18 protein-coding genes are annotated in these 21313 nt (G+C 68.8%); 6 read left to right on the top strand and 12 right to left on the bottom strand.

Going from position 1 to position 21313, the window contains the following annotated elements; all coding sequences use genetic code 11:
* Positions 1–295 precede the first annotated feature (295 nt).
* The 3 genes from HOV91_RS16840 (at position 296) to lexA (ending at position 3942) form a co-directional block, all read left to right on the top strand.
* Positions 296–778 (top strand): nitroreductase family deazaflavin-dependent oxidoreductase, encoded by a 483-nt coding sequence (locus HOV91_RS16840; RefSeq protein ID WP_174186350.1) that lies wholly within the window; start codon positions 296–298, stop codon positions 776–778.
* 64 nt (positions 779–842) lie between these two features.
* Positions 843–3137, top strand: coding sequence for a molybdopterin-dependent oxidoreductase (locus HOV91_RS16845; protein WP_174186351.1), 2295 nt, complete (start codon positions 843–845; stop codon positions 3135–3137).
* Between the two features lie 142 nt (positions 3138–3279).
* Positions 3280–3942: a transcriptional repressor LexA gene (lexA, locus tag HOV91_RS16850; RefSeq protein ID WP_174186352.1), complete on the top strand. Its 663-nt coding sequence runs from the start codon at positions 3280–3282 to the stop codon at positions 3940–3942.
* A gap of 645 nt (positions 3943–4587) precedes the next feature.
* Here the strand turns inward: lexA and HOV91_RS16855 are convergent.
* The 7 genes from HOV91_RS16855 to HOV91_RS16885 form a co-directional block, all read right to left on the bottom strand.
* On the bottom strand, positions 4588–5598 hold the full coding sequence (locus tag HOV91_RS16855; RefSeq protein WP_174186353.1) for a DUF5914 domain-containing protein: 1011 nt from the start codon (positions 5596–5598) through the stop codon (positions 4588–4590).
* On the bottom strand, positions 5595–7190 hold the full coding sequence (locus HOV91_RS16860; protein ID WP_174186354.1) for an FAD-dependent oxidoreductase: 1596 nt from the start codon (positions 7188–7190) through the stop codon (positions 5595–5597). The genes HOV91_RS16855 and HOV91_RS16860 overlap by 4 nt, the downstream gene beginning before the upstream one ends.
* Positions 7187–7519 carry a lycopene cyclase domain-containing protein gene (locus HOV91_RS16865; protein ID WP_174186355.1) on the bottom strand — a complete coding sequence of 111 codons (333 nt, stop codon included), beginning with the start codon at positions 7517–7519 and terminating at the stop codon, positions 7187–7189. The genes HOV91_RS16860 and HOV91_RS16865 overlap by 4 nt, the downstream gene beginning before the upstream one ends.
* Complete coding sequence (locus HOV91_RS16870; RefSeq protein ID WP_174186356.1) at positions 7516–7869, bottom strand: lycopene cyclase domain-containing protein; 354 nt, start codon at positions 7867–7869, stop codon at positions 7516–7518. The genes HOV91_RS16865 and HOV91_RS16870 overlap by 4 nt, the downstream gene beginning before the upstream one ends.
* Positions 7870–7878: 9 nt before the next feature.
* Entirely contained in the window at positions 7879–8877 is a 999-nt protein-coding gene (locus HOV91_RS16875) for a phytoene/squalene synthase family protein (RefSeq protein WP_174186357.1), read from the bottom strand.
* On the bottom strand, positions 8874–10034 hold the full coding sequence (locus tag HOV91_RS16880; RefSeq protein WP_246350263.1) for a glycosyltransferase: 1161 nt from the start codon (positions 10032–10034) through the stop codon (positions 8874–8876). The genes HOV91_RS16875 and HOV91_RS16880 overlap by 4 nt, the downstream gene beginning before the upstream one ends.
* A gap of 671 nt (positions 10035–10705) precedes the next feature.
* Positions 10706–11251 carry a fasciclin domain-containing protein gene (locus HOV91_RS16885; protein WP_438822675.1) on the bottom strand — a complete coding sequence of 182 codons (546 nt, stop codon included), beginning with the start codon at positions 11249–11251 and terminating at the stop codon, positions 10706–10708.
* 864 nt (positions 11252–12115) lie between these two features.
* Here HOV91_RS16885 and HOV91_RS16890 point away from each other — a divergent pair.
* Entirely contained in the window at positions 12116–12904 is a 789-nt protein-coding gene (locus tag HOV91_RS16890) for a 2-phosphosulfolactate phosphatase (protein WP_174186360.1), read from the top strand.
* Here the strand turns inward: HOV91_RS16890 and HOV91_RS16895 are convergent.
* The 5 genes from HOV91_RS16895 to thrS form a co-directional block, all read right to left on the bottom strand.
* Positions 12901–13518: a TetR/AcrR family transcriptional regulator gene (locus HOV91_RS16895; RefSeq protein WP_312884659.1), complete on the bottom strand. Its 618-nt coding sequence runs from the start codon at positions 13516–13518 to the stop codon at positions 12901–12903. The two genes, HOV91_RS16890 and HOV91_RS16895, sit on opposite strands and share 4 nt — an antisense overlap.
* Before the next feature lie 10 nt (positions 13519–13528).
* A complete protein-coding gene (locus HOV91_RS16900; RefSeq protein WP_174186361.1) occupies positions 13529–15070 on the bottom strand; it encodes a flavin-containing monooxygenase in 1542 nt (513 codons plus the stop codon).
* Positions 15067–15222, bottom strand: coding sequence for a hypothetical protein (locus tag HOV91_RS16905; protein WP_174186362.1), 156 nt, complete (start codon positions 15220–15222; stop codon positions 15067–15069). Before HOV91_RS16905 ends, HOV91_RS16900 begins: the two co-directional genes overlap by 4 nt.
* Entirely contained in the window at positions 15219–16562 is a 1344-nt protein-coding gene (locus HOV91_RS16910; RefSeq protein WP_174186363.1) for a cytochrome P450, read from the bottom strand. The genes HOV91_RS16905 and HOV91_RS16910 overlap by 4 nt, the downstream gene beginning before the upstream one ends.
* A gap of 126 nt (positions 16563–16688) precedes the next feature.
* The gene (gene thrS / locus HOV91_RS16915; protein WP_174186364.1) at positions 16689–17909 is read right to left on the bottom strand and encodes a threonine--tRNA ligase; all 1221 of its coding nucleotides are present in this window, start codon (positions 17907–17909) and stop codon (positions 16689–16691) included.
* 272 nt (positions 17910–18181) lie between these two features.
* Here thrS and HOV91_RS16920 point away from each other — a divergent pair, with 272 nt between their 5' ends.
* Together HOV91_RS16920 and HOV91_RS16925 are read left to right on the top strand one after the other, a co-directional pair.
* Positions 18182–19468 carry an ABC transporter substrate-binding protein gene (locus HOV91_RS16920; RefSeq protein WP_246350265.1) on the top strand — a complete coding sequence of 429 codons (1287 nt, stop codon included), beginning with the start codon at positions 18182–18184 and terminating at the stop codon, positions 19466–19468.
* Positions 19465–21279, top strand: a complete 1815-nt coding sequence (locus tag HOV91_RS16925) for a hypothetical protein (protein WP_174186365.1) — start codon at positions 19465–19467, stop codon at positions 21277–21279. The genes HOV91_RS16920 and HOV91_RS16925 overlap by 4 nt, the downstream gene beginning before the upstream one ends.
* Positions 21280–21313 lie beyond the last annotated feature (34 nt).

Here is a 21313-nt window from a genome sequence, read left to right on the forward strand (position 1 = left end):
GCCGTTGTACCGGTAACGCATACCGGGGTTCAGCAGCATGTCCGCGTTCCGGGGAGTGGGGAGGCGTGCGTGGAGAAGAGTCGCGGCACCTTTCGATGCCCCTGCGTGGCAGCAGTAAAACATATGGCTACGTAGATATGCGCATCCAACAATCAATCGAATCGATAGTGGCCTTCCACAGGCACCTAAAACAAACCAAGCAAGGAGCAGGGGGGTGGATACTCGCATGTGACATGCCCCTCCGTTCGCGGTTTGCGGAGGCCGCCCTGTCCCGGGGGCGTGTCAGGATTCGACTATGGTCTCGAATCCGTTGCCGCGAGTGGCCCGGCGCGTCGCCCAGCAGCGCTGGGTGATGCGGTCGGCGCCGGTCGTGCTCCGGTTGGAGCGCCTGCTCCGGCGGGTGAGCGGTGGGCGGATGGGCGTCCTGGACGTGGCGGGGTTGCCGTCGATCGAAGTCACCGTGGCAGGGCGCAAGACCGGGATACCGCGCACCACGTCGCTGCTGTATGTCCCGCACGGTGCGGACTTCGTCGTCCTCGGGTCGAATTGGGGAAGTCGCGCGCATCCCGCGTGGTCGGCGAATCTGCGCGCCGCGCAGACCGCCTCGGTTCGGCACAAAGGGGAGCAGTTCTCGGTGACGGTACGGGAGATCACCGGCGTGGAACGAAAGCCGTTCTGGGATCGCGCGGTCGCGTTCTGGCCGGGTTACGCGATGGAATACGAACTATCCGGCGGCAGGGTGTTCCGCATCTTCGAGCTGCGTCGGCAATCCGCCTGAGCCGGGCGCGGGATCGGGAACGAGCGGCGGGCGTGGTGTCGGTGGGCGCGGCTACGGTGGGACGGTGACCACGCATCTGACTCACTGGGGCGCGTTCGAGGCGGACAGCGATGGTGAACGGCTCACGGGGGTCCGGCCGTGGCGTGGTGACCCGGAACCGACGCCGCTGATCGACAATGTCGCGTCCGCGCAGCATCATCCCACTCGGATCGACCAGCCGTACATCCGGCGCGGCTGGCTGGAGCACGGGCCTGGCGCCGGTCCGCGCGGCTCGGAGTCCTTCGTCCCGGTCTCGTGGGACCGAGCGTTGGACTTGCTGGCCGCCGAGCTGCGGCGGGTGTACGGGCGGTACGGGGCGGAGGCGGTGTACGGCGGTTCGTACGGCTGGGCCAGTGCGGGCCGCTTCCATCACGCGCAGAGTCAGTTGCACCGGTTCCTGAACTGTCTCGGTGGCTACGTCCGGTACGTGAACAGCTACAGTCTGGGCACGTCGACGGTGTTCCTGCCCTATGTCCTCGGCGATATCGGCTGGGTGACGCAACGGGCGACGGCCAAGACCGTGCTGGCCGAACATTCCGAGCTGGTGGTGGCTTTCGGCGGTCTGTCGCCGAAGAACGCGGCGGTGTCGCCGGGCGGTGTCTCGCGGCACAACACCCGCGGCTGGATCGCGGCGGCGCGGGCGCGGGGCTGCCGGTTCGTGTCGATCAGTCCGCTGCGCGACGACACCCCGCCCGAGAGCGAAGCGGAATGGATCGCGCCGCTGCCGGGGACCGACGTGGCGATGATGCTCGCGCTCGCTCAGGTGCTGGATGCGGAAGGCTTGGCGGACCAGGAGTTTCTGCGCGAATACACGGTCGGCTACGACCGCTTCTCGGCGTACCTGCGTGGCGCGGTGGACGGCGTCGCGAAGGATCCGGAGTGGGCGGCGGCGATCACCGGCGTTCCCGCGAACCGTATTCGGGCGCTGGCACGTGAGATGGCGGCCGTGCGGACGCTGGTGACGGTGAGCTGGTCACTGCAGCGCGCGCGGCATGGTGAGCAGCCGTTGTGGGCTGGTGTGGCGCTCGCGGCGATGCTCGGGCAGATCGGGCTTCCCGGCGGCGGGTTCGGGCACGGTTACGGGTCGGCCGCCGGCGTAGGTGAACCGGCGCGTGTGCCGGTGCCGCGGCTTCCGCAGGGGCGCAACGGCATCGACGTCTTCATTCCGGTCGCACGGATCGCGGACATGCTGCTGAACCCCGGTATGCGTTACCGGTACAACGGCCGGGAGCTGGTTTATCCGGATGTGCGGTTGGTGTATTGGTGCGGCGGGAACCCGTTCCATCACCACCAGGACCTGGCCCGGTTGCGTACGGCGTTCACGCGTCCGGACACGGTCGTGGTGCACGATGCGTTCTGGACGGCGACCGCGCGGCACGCCGACATCGTGCTGCCGTCGACGATGTCCATCGAACGCGACGATTTCGGCGTCGGTGAGGGCGACAGCGTGTTCTTTCCCATGAGGGCGCTGACCCGCCCGCGTGCCGAGGCGCACGATGACTATTCGATTTTCGCCGCGGCGGCCGATCGGCTCGGTGTCGGCCCGCAGTTCACCGAGGGGCGCTCCGCCGGTGAATGGTTGCGGCATCTGTACGAGCAGTGGCGCCTCGCGCAGTCGCGTGCGGGCCACGAGCTGCCGGATTTCGATGCGTTCTGGACGGGCGAGTGCCTCGAGCTTCCGGTGCTCGACCCGCGGCAGGTGCTCGCGGCGGATTTCCGGGCCGACCCGGCCCGGCATCCGCTCACCACGCCCAGCGGAAAGATCGAGCTCTTCTCCGCGACCATCGCCGGTTTCGGCTACGCCGATTGTCCGGGACATCCGGTGTGGTTGGAGCCGGAGGAGTGGCTCGGTGGTCCGGCAGCCGAGCGGTACCCGTTGCAGTTGGTGGCGAACCAGCCGCGGACCAAGCTGCACAGCCAGCTCGACGTGGGGGCGCACAGCCGGTCGGTGAAAATCGCTGGGCGGGAGCCGATTCGGATGCACCCCTCGGACGCCGCCGCGCGTGGTCTGCGTGCGGGTGCGATCGTGCGGGTGTTCAACGAGCGGGGTAGTTGTCTGGCCGGACTCGTGGTCGACGACGGGGTGCGGGCTGGTGTGGTGCGGCTGTCCACCGGGGCGTGGTACGACCCCGACCCGGCCGACCCGAGGTTCTGCCGTCACGGTAATCCGAACGTGCTCATCGCCGACCGTGCCTCCTCCACGCTGAGTCAGGGGTGCGCGGGGCAGCTCACACTGGTGGAGGTCGAGGGCTATGCGAGTCCGATCGCGGAGGTGGACGTATTCCGGCCGCCGCGGGCCGAGGTCGTACCCGGACAGTAGGTCACGGCGGTGCGGTGGTTGGCCGCGTCCGAACGTGCGGCGTTTTGGCGATCGTCGGCCCACCCCGGCCCATCCGCTGGCGCTGGTGTGGTCGACGGGTAACCGGCACGGGTCGTCCGCCTGTGCCTCTACCATTCCCCGGGTGACCGGATACGACCAGCTCGACGCGTTCGAGCATCTCGACACCTCGACGTTGCCGCCGCGACAGCAGCGAATTCTCCTCACGATCCGGGACTGGGTGCTGCGGTACGGGTATCCGCCGAACACGCGCGAGATCGGTGATGCGGTGGGTCTGCGGTCGGCGTCGTCGGTGTCCAAGCATTTGCGGAGCCTGGAGGAGCGTGGTTTTCTGCGGCGCAGCCGGACGGTGTCGCGTCCGATCGACGTGCGGATGTTCCTGCAGACGTCGGCGCGGCGGGAGATCGCGGAGGACGCGGTGGCAGTGCCGGTGGTCGGCGATATCGCGGCGGGCGCTCCGATCCTGGCCGAGGAGCACGCCGACGACACGATGACGTTGCCGCGCGAGCTCGTCGGACGGGGCACGGTGTTCGGGCTGCGGGTGCGGGGCGATTCGATGATCGAGGCGGCGATCTGCGACGGTGACATCGTGGTGGTGCGCAAGCAGCACGAGGCGCATTCCGGCGAGATAGTGGCGGCGATGATCGATGGGGAGGCCACGGTGAAGGTGTATCGGCGACGCAACGGTCACGTGTATCTGGAGCCGCGCAACCCGGCGTACGAGGTGATCGACGGCGACGAAGCGATCGTGCTGGGGAAGGTCGTTTCGGTGATGCGGCGGGTTTGACCTCCGCGATCACCCCTGTGCCGGAGGGCGCCCCGGTGGCGGCAGTGTGGTCACCGGTAGGGTGGCTCTCGGGTGGCGGCCCCTGGTTCCTGTTATGGAACGAGATCGAGCACGGCGGACCCCGTCTCGAAATCCGTAGGGGCGGAGGTGTGGTGGTGGACTACGAGCCACCGGAAGGCTTCGACCCATTCATCGATGATGTGGCGGATCGCTGTTTCGTCTCGGCTGCTGCTCATTTCGCCCCTGGCGGTCGGTACTGCAGCGCGGCGCAGATGGCGCACGGGCGCTGCGACGGCGGGATGCCGACCTTCGTAGTTTCTTACCGTCGCTCGGTACGGGCCGAGTACGCACGTTCCACCGGGTTACCTACGCGCAGGTAAGTGACCAGCGCTGAGGACCGGCATGGGCAATTCGACTGAGGCACATCACTTTCGGCAGCGTGCCGTCGAACGGCTGCCGGGTAGTGGTCGAGACGGGCGAGTCAGGGTTTCGAGCACGGGATTCCGTGAGGTGATGACATATCCATTCCGGGGTAGTTCAGGATCGCGGTGAACGCGATTATTTTGCGCGTCGGCCACGCGCCTTACTGTTCCGGACAGTACCGATGCTTCTTCCACGAGGACGGGCGAGTGCTCGAGGGCGCGTCTACCGCCGGCGGGTGCGCAGCTGATACCGGCGCTCGGCGTACGCCAGGTCGTCGCGCCACAGCCGGGCGGCGGCGCGAGTCATCAGCGGGCGCAACACCGGCAGGGCTCGACGCGCGTACCGGAACCCCGGCCGCTCCGAATTCGCGATCACAGCTTCGATCACGGCGGTGCGCGGTCGGCCGTCGGGGCCGTGACCCAGCGGCGTCGCGTGGGTTTCGACCACGCTTCCGGTTCCCTCACCGGCCACGATTCGCATGACGATCGTGCGCGGATCCGGACACGTGAACTCGGCCTCGACCGGTATGCCGAGCCGCCGGCTCACCCGGAACGTCACGGTGAGCACGAACCGGTGGTTCTCCTCGGTGATGTCGTGCCGCGGCGGAGCCTGTGTCACATCCAGACGGGTGAACGAGTAAGGATGCAACCAGGAGCCGTGCCATGGGTCGAGTCGGTTCTCGATGATGTCGCGGGGCTCGCAGACGCCGGTCAAGCGCGTCACCGCGTGCACGGTGGTGTCGTTGGGGCGAGGGCCGAGGATCGGAGCGTCGGTGGCTGTCTGCTGTCCGATCGTGTCGAGGCGCACCCAGGCCAGTACACCGTCGTCGTAGCCGGGTAGCGAGCGCCATCGAGCGAACCCGGTCGCTTCCACCCGCAGACCGTGCCACCGGCAGATCAGCGCGGCGTCGTCGACCTCGGCGTCGTCGAGCGGTGCTCCCAGGTGCGGACACGCTCCCGGACCGACGTGCAGGGTGTTCCGCTCGTCGCGCCAGGCAACGAGTTCGACCCCGCCGATGGTGGTCCCGTACGGGCGATCACGACCGATATCGCGACTGGCGGCGAAGGCGTACCAGTTACCCGACGGCCGCTGTTGTGACCATCGCAGTGCGGCGGCGATCAGACCGGGGTCCGCGTCCCGGTGGGTCGGTTGCCGCCGGGACCGATCCTCGGGCGAGAATCGCTGTAGTGGATTTCCTTTCGGCCGTCTGCCGAACTCGGCGCGCTTGCTCATGGTGTCCTCTGACGAGTGGCGAGTGTGCGCAGGATCGCCGATCGACCCTGGCTCGGGACCGTCTGCAAATCGTGTCCCGCGCCGGACCACTGACGCAGCAGGGTGTTCGCCGCGATCCATCCGGTTGTCGCGGCCCGTTCCATGAGAGCGACCGGCAAGTCGACACGTATCCCGTCGCCGGCCAGCACCAACCGGGGATGTGGGGTGGACACGCCGGGCCGCCGAGCGAAGTCCCCTGGTGCGAATCGGGGGCAATCCTGCCGCCACAGCGTCTTCTCTCCCACGATGCGGGCGTCGGCGACCTCGGGGTAGATCTCGTACAACCGGGCCAGCAACCGCTCGCGCACCGCATGGCGTGCCGCGTCGTGCGGGATGTGGTCCGCGACGGCATAGGCGTGCAACTCGAGGACGCTCCCACCGTTTCTCCGCGCCCAGTCCGCTGCTTGCTTCTCGTATCTGTCGACCACGCTGATGTTGTCGAGCGGATCGAGATTTCCGGTGCCGAGAAAACCTGGACGGTGGATGCGCACCGGTCGGTCCAGCCACAGGCGATGCACAGCGAAGGACGGTGCGACAGCCAGGTGGGCGACTTGTGCACGCCACGGGGCATCGCCGAGCGTCGGTGACGCGGCGACGACGCGACGCAGCCCGGCGACATCGACGGCGAGCACCACTGATTCGGCGATCATCTCGGCGCCGGTGTCATCGAACAGCCGGAACCCGGTCGCCCCGTCGGCGTCGATTCGCTGGACGGAGACGCCCCTGTGGAAACGGACCGTGCCCGGCCGCTCGGGCACGTGGGGCGCGGTGAGGTAGTCCGCGAGCGGTGTCCACAGACTGACATCGAAATTGTCCTCCGCCACATCGAAGATCAGGCCTTCACCGGAGCCCAGGAAGTAGATGTGGAACATCACCGCCAGTTCGGCGGCGGACATGTGCTGCGGCGCGACGAAGAAACTGCGCGAGAAGACATCGAACGCCAGGTGGCGGGCCGCGTCCGGGAAGTTGATTCGACGCAGGAATGTGTCCGCGTCCAGGTGATCGATCCGGTGGTAGATGTCCGGCACCGAGACCGCGGCCAGCGGCGCGGCAGCGCGTGGGTCCATGCGGATCAGGTCGCGCAGTCGAAAGGTCGGGCTGCGCAGCGCGAAAGCGAGCGCGTTCCACGGCGGGGTGCTCGGCAGATGGCGGAAGGTGTCGCGGCGGCCCTCGGCGTCGATGAGCGGGTAGTCGTCCAGCCGCCGCAGCCTGCGTAATCCGGGATCGGTGCGAGCCAGCAATTTCCGCAGGTTGTAGTACTGCGCGAAGAAGGCGTGGAAGCCACGATTCATGCCGACCGCGCTGCGGTCGGGCAGCTGTTCGGTCCAGCCCCCGACGCGTCCACCCAGGTACCGCTCGCGTTCGATCACCTCGACGTGGAATCCTCGTTCGGCCAATCCCGTCGCGGCCGCCAAGCCCGCGATGCCGGCGCCGACCACGACGGCCCGCGGCCGCTGCCCGTCCCGGCCGACGTTCATGTGCCCCGGAACTGCCGGATAGCGCACTCGCCGGGGATCCCCACCCCGGCGAGAACTGGACACACCGAGTCTCATTGCCGCACGTCCCGCTGCCGCTGCCGTGTCCATTCCCAGCCGAGTAGCGCCGACGTCACCAAGGCGAAGCCGAACAAGAAGTCTTCCACCGGGATGTCCCATGGAAATCGAAGTCCGAGGATGTGGTCCGGGTTGTACCGCACGATCGGTGCGTCGAGCCTGGTCAACCACCCGTCGACGGGGATCTGGAACCCCAGGACGATCAGCATCGTCAGCCAGTAGCCGGGTCGCCGAAACAGTCCGGTCCGCAACAGCGTGCACTCGGCCAGACACACCACGACGACCGCCACAACGGCGGGCAGCGTGTAGCCCGCACCCGCGACGCTCATCGCCGTAACCCTTTCGACGCGTTTCTGCCTGCGCGGCGGCGACCCAGGTCGAGCAGCGATTCGACCGCGACATAGGTCAGCAGCCCGCACAGGGGGACGACGAAGAAGAACAGCAGCTCTTCCAGCGGAATCCCGTCGGGCAGGAACACACCGAGGAGATAGCGGGGATTGAAGTCCCACACGCCGGCGGAAGACGCCAGCAGGTCCCAGACCACGAACACCGTGACGGTGGGCAGCAGGGCGCCGAGCAGCAGCCGCGGCCTGCGGTAGACACCGGGACCGAGGAACTCCAGCGGAGCGGTCAGCGCCAGGCAGGCGAGGAGAACAAGGAGATAACGCCAATGGTCCATACCAACTCCTCATTCGCGCGAATCGGCGGAATCGAGTGGAAACGCGGAATCGCTCGGCGTCGCGGGCGAGGATTTCGGAGCAGCCGCTGCGGCTGGTCGCCGGGCCCACCACGCTCGCAGCTGGCCTGCCGCGCCGACCTGTAGTCGCCGACCGGTTCCGACGCTGGCACGTCGGCCGAACACCTCGAAATCAGCGGCTTCGATGCGGTCGAGTATTTCCGCGTACAGCCTCGACGCGGTCGTCACGCATGGCCGCGAGCGGGGCGCGAGCAAGTCGATCCCGCCGCGCGCGTGATCGTAGATTCTCCTGGTGATCGCGTGTTGTGCCGCCAACGCGCGACGCACTCGCGGCTCGACTCGGCCATGCCGGCGGCACCAGGACAGCAACTCCCGGTCCACACCGTTTGCGGCCAGCTCGTCCGCGGGCAGATAGATGCGACCACGAGCCAGGTCCTCGTCGACATCGCGCAGGAAGTTGGTCAGCTGAAACGCCTTGCCGAGGGCTGCCGCGTACGGCGCGGCCGCCGCCGGGTCCTCGGTGCCCAGTACCGGCAGCAGCTGTAGTCCGATCACCTCCGCCGAACCGTAGACGTAGCGGTCCAACGCGGCGCGGTCCGGGTAGTCGGTGACGGAAAGGTCCAGACGCATCGAGGCCAGGAACGCGCTGAACAGGTGGTTCGGTATCCGGTAGTTCCGGGCGGTGTGCAGCACTGCGGCCACGACCGGATCGCCACCGGTATCGTGCGCCTCCAGTTGCCGTGCCAGCTCGTCCAATCGGGCACCGCGTTCGGCCGTGGACAACGACGGATCGAATTCGTCCAGGATGTCGTCAGCACGTCGCGCGAATCCGTACAGCGCGTGCACGGCGGGCCGTTGGTCGGGTGCGAGCAGTCGAGTGGCGAGAAAAAAGGTTTTTCCGTGGCGGGCGTTGAGTTCGCGACAGATCCGATACGACCGGCGTAGTCGCTGGTCCCTGATGCCGGCGGCATCGAGTTCCGTGCCTATCATCTTCCACCTCCTCTGCCAAGGGTCGGAAGGTGCCGCATGGCGCGGCGTTCTCCGGTGCTCGCACTCGGATGTCGTTCCCGAAAACCGGACGCGGTGGGTCGCGGGCCAGAGCCGGCCTCGGCCAGTACGGCCGTGACTACGTCGAAGGGCGACCGATTCGCCATTTCCGCGGCCAACCGGCTCGCCGTGGCGCGGATGCCGCCGGAGGCCAATACCGTGTCGACGGCCGACGCGATGGCGGCGGGCCGTGGCCATGCGGTGCGGAGATCGACGCCTGCCCCGGTGTATGCCACCCGGGCGGCGGTTTCCGGCTTGTCGGCGGCGTCGCCCGCGACGATCACGGGCACCCCGTAGCTCAGTGCCTGGTTGACGCCGCCGTAGCCACCATTGGTGATCATCACCGCCGCGCGCGGTAGCAACTGTTCGTAGGGGAGGAAATCGGCCGCGTACGCGTTCGGGGGCAGGGGCCCGATGGGTGTTCGTGAGCCGCCGGTGCACGCGACGACCAGTACATCGGAGCGTCGGCTCAGCGCGGTGAGGGTCGGGCGGAGCAACTGATCGAAACACCGGTTGTCCCATGTGCCCTGTGTGACATGAACAATTCTCTTCCCGCTCTCGAGGGCCGGCCACCAACTCGGCAATTCGGCGTCCGTGCGAGCGGGGCTCGGAACCGGTCCGGTGAAGACGACCGACGGAGGCAGATCACCGCGCGGGTACTCGAATCCGGGCACAGTGAACTGCAGGATTCGATCGGCGAGGAGGGGCCAGTCCAGCAGAAAAACCGGCAAGGGCGCCAGGCCGAGCGCGCGCAGAATCAGGTCGAGCCTGGCTTGATCCGCCCGGAACAACACCTGCTGCACAAACCGATGCATTCCTGTGTAATCACGACCGGGGCGCGGCTGCCAGCCGATCCCGAACGGCGGGCAGTCGGCGCTGGACAGCATCAAGGGAACGACGCCGCAGACGATCACCGGCGGACGCTTCTGCTGCGACAACAACAGCGGAATGGCCCCGGTGAACATCACGTCGACGAGGACTGCATCGAATTCCGTTCGATCCAACTCGGTGACCAGTGCACGGTACTGCGCCGGCAGCGGGGCCAGAAAAGCGGATCGCAGTTCCGCCCGACCGGTTCGCCACCGCCTGATCAGGTCCAAGACCCCACCCCGTGGCGGCGCGGCTCGCGCCACCTCCGCCGCTCGAGGCAGCGCCGAGAATTCGACGCCCGGCGCTCGGGGGGATGCGCGAAAACCTGTCCCGGTAAGCAGGCGCACCTGATTTCCACGCTGCCGCAAGTCGCTCGCGACGGCCTGCATCGGCGCCACATGCCCAGGTATCGGACTCGCTGCCACAAGATACTGAGCCATGCCGAGATTTCCTTCGCTGATCGCCTGTCGCATCGCAATGGATTCGAGCGCGTCCGCCATACCGAAAACGTCGGCTCGATATCGCCGACTCACGCACCGCATGCTCACGGCGGTGCAAGTCGCAGCCTCTGACGCGAGGACGAGACGCTCGGTTGCACACACCGGTCTGTCGCCATACCTATTGTCGCAAAACTGCGCAGGTCATCGGACCGGACACGCAAAAGACACGCCAATCCCGGCCAGAGCGTCTCAGCTGATGCCCAGCGTCGCAGGACGCGTCAGAGCTCCAGCCACCAACCGCGGCGGACCCACAGAAGCGAGGGGGTGCGGGGGCATGCGGCGGCCGGAGGGTGGTTTCACCTGCTCGCCCCACTCGACGAACCCGGGCATCGAGGCCGCGTGCAGTTCGTTGACCGGACGGGAGCGGGCGGCTCACCGCCCGCTCCCGCCCGAGGTCGGCCTCATGCCGCCGGGGGCGTCAACACCGTGTCGATCAAGTACACGGTGGCGTTCGCGGTCTGCAGGCCACCGCAGATCACACCGGCGCCGGCTACTTCGAGGTCGTCGCCGCTGCCGGTCACCGTGACCGTGGAGCCTTGGACGGTCTTGTGGTCTCCGGCGATCTCGCCCGGTCCGATGCGCCCTGGCACCACGTGATACGTGAGGAGCGCGTTGAGCGCGGCCGAGTCGGTCTTCAGTGTTTCGATCGTCGCGGGATCGACCTTGGCGAAGGCGTCGTCGACCGGTGCGAACACGGTGAACTGGCCGCCGTCGAGCGTGCCGACCAGGTTCACCTGCGGGTTGAGCTGACCGGAGACCGCAGCGACGAGCGTGGTGAGCAAGGGGTTGTTCGCCGCGGCGACAGACGCCGGTTCGGTCGCCATGCCGGCCACCGAACCCGGCCCGGTCGGCACCTGCTCGGCATACGCGGCGCAGCCCGGCCCGACAGGAGCCGCCGCAGGCGTTCCCGTCGAGGGGGGCGATGTCTGCGCTGCCGTCGTCGTCATGGCGGCCGGACTGGTGGTCGAGGTAGCGGAGGACGTGTCGTTGTCATCCGCGCAGGCCGACGTCCCTAGGACGGCGGCGGTGACGGCCGTAGCCAGAAAGAATGATCTTTTCGCGTTTCGCATAACGGGTTGCTTCCTTCGGTTGGAACCTCAGCGGTCGTGATCCTCATGGCGTGCGAGTGTCGGCGCCTTGGCGGTTCGTTAGCGAGACAGCCACCGCCGCGTTCACGCGCCCCGTGCGGGAGCGCCCGCACAAGCGGATATTCACATCTCGAAGTCTGGCACTGATCGCATCTAAATGCATCGTTTTTGCGTCGATTGAGACTGAATTTTTGCTGAGAGTTCGCCATATCGAGCGTCGATGGTAGCGAAGGGGGGTGTCAGCGATGCACTGTTCCGCATCGAAATCACGAGACAGAGGCGGCCGCAGTCGCGGCAACCAATGACGGTGTCGGACTCCCAGCATCTGCCACACTGCGGCCAATATGCGGTCGTCTGCGGTGTGATCTTTCGGTGTCGCGGCCGCCGCCGGGTGCGTCAGTGGGTGGTGACGGCGGGAGATCAAGTAGCGGACCGCGTAGTCGGCGATTCAGCAGGAAGGTCGCTGTGTTCGAGATCGACCAATCGAGCGAGGACCAGTTGCGCGAGGTGTTCGGTGCGGATCGGCGGTGGTCGCGACAGGCAGTCTCGTCGCGGTGGGTCCGCCTCTACCGCACGGCGCCGCGTCGGCGCGGCTGCCGAAACGGTGCACGAAGCTTCCGGTGTGACCGCCATCCTTCCCGCCACGCAGCGGGGACGCCATCAGGTTTCGGAGACATGGGAATGCGACGCCGGAGCGTCGCGGGAGAATATGGGAGGAAGTGCATGCGGGAGATCGCCGAGTGGGCGCGGCAGCGGCCCTGGGGTGTGGGTCTGGAGTGGGGCTCGGCGGGTGCGATGGCGCTCGGGCCCGGCAGCGCGTGCGTGGTGGTGGTCGACGTGCTGTCGTTCACCACGGCGGTGTCGGTGGCGGTCGAAGCCGGGACACGTGTGCTGCCCTACCCGTGGCGGGACGGCGGGGCCGCGGAGTTCGCGGACCGGCACGACGCACGGCTGGCGGTGGGGCGGCGAGCGGTGTCCGAGCGACAGCCGTGGTCGCTGTCTCCTGCGGCGTTGCGGGCCGCGCCGGTCGCGGCGCGGCTCGTGCTGCCCTCACCCAATGGGTCGGCCATCTCCGCGGCCGTCAGCGGGGTGCCGGTGGTCGCGGCGTGCCTGCGCAACGCCGGCGCGGTCGCCCGCTGGATCGTGCGGCACGGATGGGGCAGTGCTGAGCGGCCGGTGGCCTTGATCGCGGCAGGCGAGCACTGGCCCGGACGCGACATACTGCGGCCCGCGGTCGAGGATTGGCTCGGTGCGGGTGCGGTCGCCGCGGCGCTGGCGCGTATCGGAGCAGGCCCGCTGTCGCCGGAAGCTCATGCCGCAGCCGTGGCGCACGACGGGGTCGCTGACGTCGCGGCGCTGATCCGAGACTGCGCCTCCGGCCGGGAACTCTCCGGCGGCGGTTTCGCGCAGGATGTCGCGGTGGCCACCGAACTCGACAGCAGCGAGGTGGTGCCGGTGCTGACCGACGCGGCATTCGCCGACGCCGCCGGGGAGCCGGAGCGGCCGCGCTAGCGGTGTGGTCCGACCAGCGCGATCGCGGATTCGACCGCCACGTCGACGATTCCCGCGATGTCGTCGCCGTCTTCCACGGTGGTGGCGATGAGTTCCCGGAAGCCGCCGAACAGGATCGTCGCCACCTGGCGGGACGGCGGCCGCAGTCCGGCGGCGGCGAATTCCGGTGTGTCGGCGAGTTTCTGGATCAGTGTCACGAACGCCTCGCCGACCTCGCGCTGCAACTGCCGCGTGTCGTCACCGAGGGCGGGGACGACACGGATCCAGCTGAGGGTCAGGGAGGGCTCTTCGCGTGCGGTGCGTATCCACGCTTCGATGGCCTGGCGCACCTGTGTGCGCCAGGGCATGTGCGGGTCGACCGCGGAATCGATGCGCTGGATCATCTCCTTGTGGTGCTCGCTCAACAGGGCGATGAAGCAGTCCTGTTTGCTGCTGAAGTGCTCGTAGAAGGTGCGGCGCGAGGTGCGGGCGTGACGGACCACGTCGGCGACGGTGGTCTCCTGGTAGCCGCGCTCGCGCACCGCGACGGCCATGGCGTCGAGCAGGCGGCGGCGGAACGCCGAATCCGAGCCGTTGTCGGCGGAGGTGCGGGATACGGGCGCGGCGCGGGTCACGAGAATCAGGTTAGTTACTCCGTTCGGTTCCTCGTGTCCGGCCCGAGCCCGGGGCCGCGCGCTTGTCGTGTCCCGATGTCACGGCGTGGTGATCGTCGGACGGTGCGCCGCCACGGGTGAAGCGGAGGGCGCCGTCATCGATGCGGCCGTAGCGGAGGGTGAGCACGTCGTGGGCGTAGCTCATGCCCAGCCGCCACGGAGCCCGGGAGCCCGCTGTGGGGAATCGGTCGATGTCGCGCAGTACGTACCCGGCCTGGAAGTCCAGCAGTGGCGCCGGCGTCACGGTGGAGTCCGGCCACGGGGTGGTCTGGCGGTAGCCGCCCGCGTCCATGTGCCGCAACAGCCGGCAGACGAATTCGCTGACCAGATCGGCTTTCAGGGTCCAGGACGCGTTGGTGTAGCCGATGGTGAAGGCGAAGTTCGGTACGCCGCTCAGCATCATTCCCTTGTAGGCCATGGTTTGTGGCAGCGCGACCTGTTGCCCGTCCACCGTGAGGCGGATGCCGCCGAGCGCGAGCAGGCGCAGGCCGGTGGCGGTCACCACCACATCGGCCTCGAGGTCGCGCCCGGAGGCCAGGCGCAGCCCGGTCGGGGTGAATCGTTCGATGTGATCGGTGACCACCGTGGCGCGGCCGTCGCGGATCGCGCGGAACAGATCTCCGTCCGGTACCAGGCACAGGCGCTGATCCCACGGCTGATAGACGGGCTTGAAATGGGTGTCCACGTCGTAGCCCGGCGGCAGTCGCTTGACGGTCAAGTCGCGGATGAATTTTCGCATCTGCTGGGGACGCCGCCGGCTCAGTTGGTAGATGAGTGTGCTGACCAGCACGTTCTTCCACCGGACCACGGTGTAGGCGCGTTTCGGTCCGAGCAGTGTGCGCAGCCGGTCGGCCAGGGCGTCCCGCGCGGGCACCGGGAGGATGTAGGTGGGGGAGCGTTGCAGCATCGTCACGTGCGCGGCGGTGGCGGTCAGGGCCGGTACCAGGGTGATCGCGGTGGCGCCGCTGCCGATCACGACCACTCGCTTGCCCGCGTAGTCGAGGTCTTCGGGCCAGTGCTGCGGATGCACCACCCGTCCGTGGAAGTCGCCGATTCCGGCGAATCGCGGTGTGTAACCCTCGTCGTAGTGGTAGTAGCCGCTGCACACGAGCAGGAAGTCGCAGGTGAGTTCGCGGGTGTCGCCGTTGTGCTCGGCCAGCACGGACCAGCGTGACTCGGCGCTGGACCAGGACGCTTCGGTCACCCGATGCCCGTAGCGGACGTGCCGGTCGATGCCGGCGTCGGCGGCCGTCTGGTGGATATAGCGCAGGATCGCGGGACCGTCGGCGATAGCTTCCGCTTGCGTCCACGGGCGGAATCGGTACCCGAGGGTGTGCATGTCGGAGTCCGAGCGCACTCCCGGGTAGCGGAACAGGTCCCAGGTCCCGCCGATGGTGTCGCGCGCCTCCAGGATCGCGTAGGTGCGGCGCGGAAATGCCGCCCGCAGGTGGTGGGCCGCGCCGATGCCGGAGAGGCCGGCGCCGACGATCAGGACGTCGAGGTGTTCGCTCATGCTCGCGCTCCTTCCGCGTCGCGGGTGCGCAGGCGGCGCTCCAGCAGCGCGACCACACCGTAGTAGTGGCGGCCGGACAGCGGCCTACGGGTGCGGGCATGGGTGTTCCTGCTTTCGCGGGTGCGGACGAGGTCGGTGAACCGCTCGCTCATGCTGTCGCCTCGACGGCGCGGTCGAGCGTTCGTTCGCCGGGACGCGGCGTGCGCCGGTGCACCACGGCGCGGCCCTTCCCGGCCGGGACGAGCGCGACGCCGCGGAAGTGGGTGCGCTCGTCGCGGGCGGCGGTGGGCTCGAGGGTGAAGTCCCGCAGCAGCGTGCGCAGCACGACGTTCATCTCCATCGTGGCGAACGCGGCGCCGATGCAGCGGCGGCTGCCACCGCCGAACGGGATCCAGCTGAACGTGCCAGGACGGACCCCGAGGAACCGGTCGGGGTCGAAGGCGCGGGCATTCGGGAAGAGGTCCTCGTTGTCGTGCATCAACCGGATGTTGACCACGATCTTCTGGCCCTTGGGCAACGTCCATCGGCCCAATGGCAAGGTATCGGCCCGGACCTGGCGCAACGTCATGTCGATGACCGGCCGTACGCGCTGCACCTCCAGCAGCGTGGCCTCGCGCAGTTGCGAACCACCGGCATCGGCTTCGGCGACCAAGCGGCGCAGGACATCCGGGTGCCTGCGCAACCGCTCGATCGTCCACGACAGCGTCGTCGCCGTCGTCTCGTGCCCGGCGGTGAGCAGGGTCAGCAGTTCGTCGGCGATCTCCTCGCGGGACATGGCCGTGCCGTCGTCGTAGCGAGCCTGCAGCATCATCGCCAGCACGTCGTCGCGCTCGTCGACTCCGTCGCGGGTGGCGCGGTCGATGAGTCGGCCGACGATCTCGTCGTAGCGGCGACGGTAGGCCGTGAAGCGTGCCCAGGGACCGAATCTGCCCAGCGCACGCTGGGGAACCGGGATCGCGGCGAGCGCTGACGCGATCAGGACCAGTTTGGGCAGCAGCCGGCGCAACTCCTCGAACTCCGCGCCCTCGGCGCCGAAGACCGCGCGCAGGATCACGTTCAGCGTGATCCGCATCATCGAGTCCATCGTCGCGAACTGGCGGCCCGACGGCCACTCGGCCATCTCGCGGACGGCCTCCTCTTCGACGAGCGATTCGTACACGGCCAGCCTGCGGCCGTGGAACGGCGGCGTGAGCAGTTTGCGCTGCTTGCGGTGTTCGGCGCCGGTCAGCGCGAACAGCGAGCCCGGCCCGAGGAATTGACCGAGGTTGACGTCGATGTTGTCGACGAGGTCGGTGCTCGTGGTGAACAGGGCTTTGATCTCGGCCGGGTCGGCGAGCACGACGCAGTCTCCGAATCGGGGCAGCTGGATGCTGAAGGCCGATCCGTAGCGGCTGTGCATGCGGCGCCAGGTCCGGGTGCGCCCGGTCAGGATCTGCAGGTTCTGCACGATCGGCGGGGTGGATGGCCCGTCGGGAAGTCGCACAGCGGGCATGCGCCCACCTCCTCGTGTGGTACTTCGATGTACCACCCGTACGGTACGCGCATGTACCGCGCTGTGACAAGGGTTACACAACAAGCATCGGTGCGCACCGGTCACCGTCGGCCGGGCACTTCGAGCTCACGCGCCATCCCACAGGTCGGCGCTGTGCACGGCGAGCAAGGCTCCGATGCGCCGGAGCGCTTCGTCGACCGGCAACGAACCTGGGCGGCGTCCGTCGCGCAGGCGCAGCGCCACCTCGCCGACCGCTGCCTCCTCGGCGCCGATGATCGCTTGATAAGGCACGAAGCGGTGATCGCGGACGCGTGCGCCGAGGCTGCCGCGATCCGGCGACGACACCGCTACGCGCAGCCCCAGGTCACCACAGCGGCGCTCGAACTGCGCGGCTTCCGACCGCTGGGCATCGGTCACCGGCAGCACGACCACCTGGGTAGGCGCCAGCCAGGCCGGGAACCGGCCGCCGTGGCATTCGATCAGGTGCGCCACGGCCCGCTCGACGCTGCCGATGATGCTGTGGTGCACCATGACCGGCCGATGTGCCGCGCCGTCGGCGCCGGTGTAGCGCAATCCGAACCGCTCGGGCTGGTGGAAATCGACCTGCACGGTGGACAGGGTGGACTCCCGTCCCGCGCTGTCACGGACCTGCACGTCGATCTTGGGCCCGTAGAACGCCGCCTCGCCTTCCACCGCGTCGTAACGCAGGCCGCAATCGTTCAGGACAGCGGTGAGCAGGGCGATCGATTGCTCCCACAAGCGCGGTGCGGCAACGTATTTGCCATCCGGACCGGGCAGCGACAACCGGTAGCGGGCGGCACGGATGCCGAGCGCGGCATAGGCGTCGGCGATCATCGCCAGCGCCGCGGCGACCTCGGCGGCAGCTTGATCGAGGGCGCAGAAGATGTGCGCGTCGTTGAGCTGGATCCCACGCACCCGGGTCAAACCGCCCAGCACGCCGGACAGTTCGGAGCGATACATGCCACCCAGCTCCGCGATCCGCAACGGCAGTTCCCGATAGCTGTGCGCGCGCGAACGGAACAGCAGCGCGTGGTGCGGGCACAGACTCGGGCGCAACACCACTTGCTCGCCGCCGAGGTCCATCGGCGGGAACATGTCGTCGCGGTAATGCTGCCAGTGGCCGGAGATTTCGTAGAGTTCGCGTTTGCCGAGCACCGGCGAGTACACGTGGCGGTAGCCCGCGCGGCGTTCGGCAGTGCGGATGTAATCCTCCAGTGCCTGGCGCACGATCGCGCCGTCGGGCAGCCAGAACGGCAGGCCGGAGCCGATCAGCGGGTCGGTATCGAACAAATTCAGCGCACGGCCCAGGGTGCGATGGTCGGGCATGGTGGTCTCCTCGTCGACAGGGGGCGAGTGACCACGAGACGAAGCCCCAGGGCACTCGCCCCGGGGCTCGGACAAACGTGGATCAGCGCGCCGGGACGGATTCCGGCGTCGTCGTCACAGCAGCACGCTTCACACGGGCGACCGTAGCAGAGGCCGCCGCGGCCACGCACGGGAATTTCCGGGGACAGCGGCGAAGATCGCGAAGCGCCCACCATCGCGACGACTTTGCCGCATAATCGGGTTCGATTGGCACGCAAGGGCATCGGGGGTCGATGGGGACGCGCAGAGCGCTGCTGCAAGCGGGAATGGTCCTCCCGCTGGCCGCCGCGTGCGCGCCGGACCTGCTGCTGGGCAGCTCGGCCGCGGTACGCGTCGGCGTGTCCTGGAGCGGGGCGGAACTGGCCGCCTTCCACGCCGTGCTGGACGGCCTGGACCTCGCCTTCGACGTCGAGGTGATCCCCCTCGGGGACAACACCGACACCGCCTTCACCGCAGGCGGTCGCTCCGCCCCGGACGTGGTGCTGCTCCCGCAGGCCGGGCGGGTTCGGGAGCTGACCCGCGAACTGCGGCCGATCGCCGAGACGGTGTGGACCGACGAACGCGGCGCCCGCTACGCCGGGCACTGGCAGCTGTTGCTGCGCCACGAGGGCCGGGCGTTCGGGGTGCCGTTCAAGGCTGCCGACAAGTCACTGGTGTGGTTCGACCGGCAGCAGTTCGCCACCTACGGTCTGGGCGATCCGACGGGATGGACCCTGCCCGACTGGGTGGACCGGATGGAGGTCCTCGCGCAGTCACCGATCCGCCTGCTCGCGCTGGCCGCCGCCGACGGGTGGGTGCTGACCGACTTCTTCGAGAACGTTCTGCTCGCCGAATCACCGCGCATCTACGACGAATTGGCGTCGAGGAACCAGCGAGAGTGGGACAACCCGGCAGTGCGGGCCGCCCTGAAACATCTCGGAATCCTGTGGGGACACCGGCACGCCTTCCCCGGAGGCGTCGGAGTCGCGTTGACCCGGCAGTTCTCCGACGCCGTGCGGGACGTGTTCCAGCATCGCCGCGCCGCGGCCGTCGTCGCCCCCGATTTCGCGGAACCGATCGTGCGCAGCGGGGTCCGCGCGTCCGGCCGCGAGGTCCGGGAGGTGGTCGGTGTGGTGCCCTTCCCGGCGGTCACTCCTGTGTCGGGGCGGCCGAAGATCGTCGGCGGCGACGTGCTCGTGGTGACCCACGAAGCGAACCGGCGCGCGGAGGAACTGGTCGAGAAACTGGCCGGTGCCCGCGCCCCGCTGCCCTGGATCGCGCGTTACGGCGGTTTCCTCGGGCCGAACCTGCGCACCGAGGCGGAGTACTCACCGCTGCTGGCGCCCTCCGCGCGTGAGCTGAACTCCCGCAGCGCCTTCGACCTGTCCGACCGCATCGGCGCGGTGGGCGGACGGGCGGGACTGTGGCGGGTGCTGACCGAATTCCTGATCGCGATCGGCGACGGAGCGCGGACACCGGTCACCGAGGCAACCGACCGCGCCATCGCCGCGCTGAACGACTTCGAGCGGCGGCGCCGATGACGCTGCCCCCGGATTTCGAAGTCAACGGCCTGCGTATCGAACTGGCCACCCGCCGCATGCGCGGACCGCTGGTTCCCGGCGGACGCCCGCGGCGCTGGCTCGGACGGCTCACCGGACTGCCCGCGGCGGTGCTGACCGCGGCCCTGCTGGTGCTGCCCGCGACCTGGACGGTGGTCATCGCCACCCGGGCGCGCCCGGCGGAGGTGCTCGCGTGCGCGATCGTCGCGGTGAGCGCGCTACTGCCGGCCGCGCTGCGCAGGCGGTCGACCGCGCCACGGATGAGAATTCTCCTCTGGCTGACGGCGATCGGCGCAACGGCAGGCGGACTGTGGCTGCTGGCTGTCGCGATGAGCCCCGACGGGAGAGGCGCGTACCTGCGCACACTGGTGTGGGTGGCGTTCGCGGTGGGGTTGCTGATCGTGGCGTTGGCGCTCGCGTGGTGGGGGCGCGCGGCGCGCTGGCTGTGGCTTCCGCTGATCGTGCCCTTCGGAGTGTCGGCGTTCGTGTCGGGCGTGGCGTTCCGGGTGATCTTCGGTTCCGGCGCGCGATGGCTGGACATCGAGGACGCCGGGATCTACCGATGGTGGCTCGCGGCGATGCTGGGGTCGGCGTTCCTGTGGACCTGGCTGGGCTTTCTCACCGCGCTGTTCCGCGCCGGAATCCATGCGATAGAGGCCGATCCGGCGCGCGCGGGGTACCTGTACCGCGACGACGGCAGGCCACTGGCGCTGCGACTGTACGAGTTGCTGCGGCCGGTGCTGCTGATCGCCGGGCTGGCGGTGGGGGTCGCGGCCGCGCGCGTCTTCGATGTCGTGCTGATCGGGGTCCCCGGCGCCCTGGAGTACCAGGTGGACAGCGCCACCGTGCGCTGGTGGCGCCTTTCGGCCGACACCGAGCCCGGTGCCGCGGCGGCCTACGCGCTGCCGCTGGCGGTGCTCGTCGGCGCGGTCGCCTGGCTGCTGCAGGTGGACGTGCGCAGACATCGCGCGAGCTGGTCGGCGGTGCGCGCGATGACGGTTCCGGGGCGGCGGCGCGTCGGCCCGGTGCGGGCGGCGGGCATCGGGCTGGTCTCGGTGCTGGCGTTGTTCCCGATCGGCGTGCTCGCCTACACCGGCGTGCACGGGCACGACGGATTCGGATTCTCGGCGTTCGGTCTGGTGTGGGGCGACGACGGGCTGTGGCGTTCGTTGCAGACCACGGCGTGGGTCGCTGGGATCGTGACAGTGGTCGTGGTGACGGCGGCGGCTCCGGTGGCCTACCGGCTGGCCGCGCTGCGTCCCGACGGCACTGCCGCGCGAGTTGCCGTGGTGGTACTGGTGGTGCTGGCGGTGATCCCGGCACAGACCTACCTCGGGCCGATCGACGGTCTCGTCGAGGCTTACGAGCTGTCGGGAACGCGGATTCCGCTGATTCTCGTACACGCCGCGGCCGGGTTGCCGATCGCCATCCTCGTGTTGCGCGGCGCGATGCTGGCGCCGCCGGGCAGTGGCGCGGCTGATGCCCTGCACGGCTTGGCCAGCCCCGGCACCATCGCGCGGCGAGTGCTGGCGACCTCAGGGCCCGCGCTGGGAGCGGTGGCGGTGCTCGAATTCGTCCAGGTGTGGAACGACTTCTTCATCGGCTTGGTGATCAGCGGGGCGGGGGCGAGCCCGTGGTCGCTGCTGCTGTGGGGCGAGGCGCGGCAGTTCGGCGAGAACGCCGCGCAAGTGGCCGCGGGATCGCTGGTGTCGGCCGTGCTGCCGGTGGCGCTGCTGCTGGTGACCTGGCGGCGCTGGGTGGTACCGGGACTGACCGGGGGAGTGCTGCGATGAACCCAACCGAGCGATCGGCCCACGAGGAGCCGCG

The organism is Nocardia barduliensis (assembly GCF_013315795.1).
Lineage (GTDB): Bacteria > Actinomycetota > Actinomycetes > Mycobacteriales > Mycobacteriaceae > Nocardia > Nocardia barduliensis.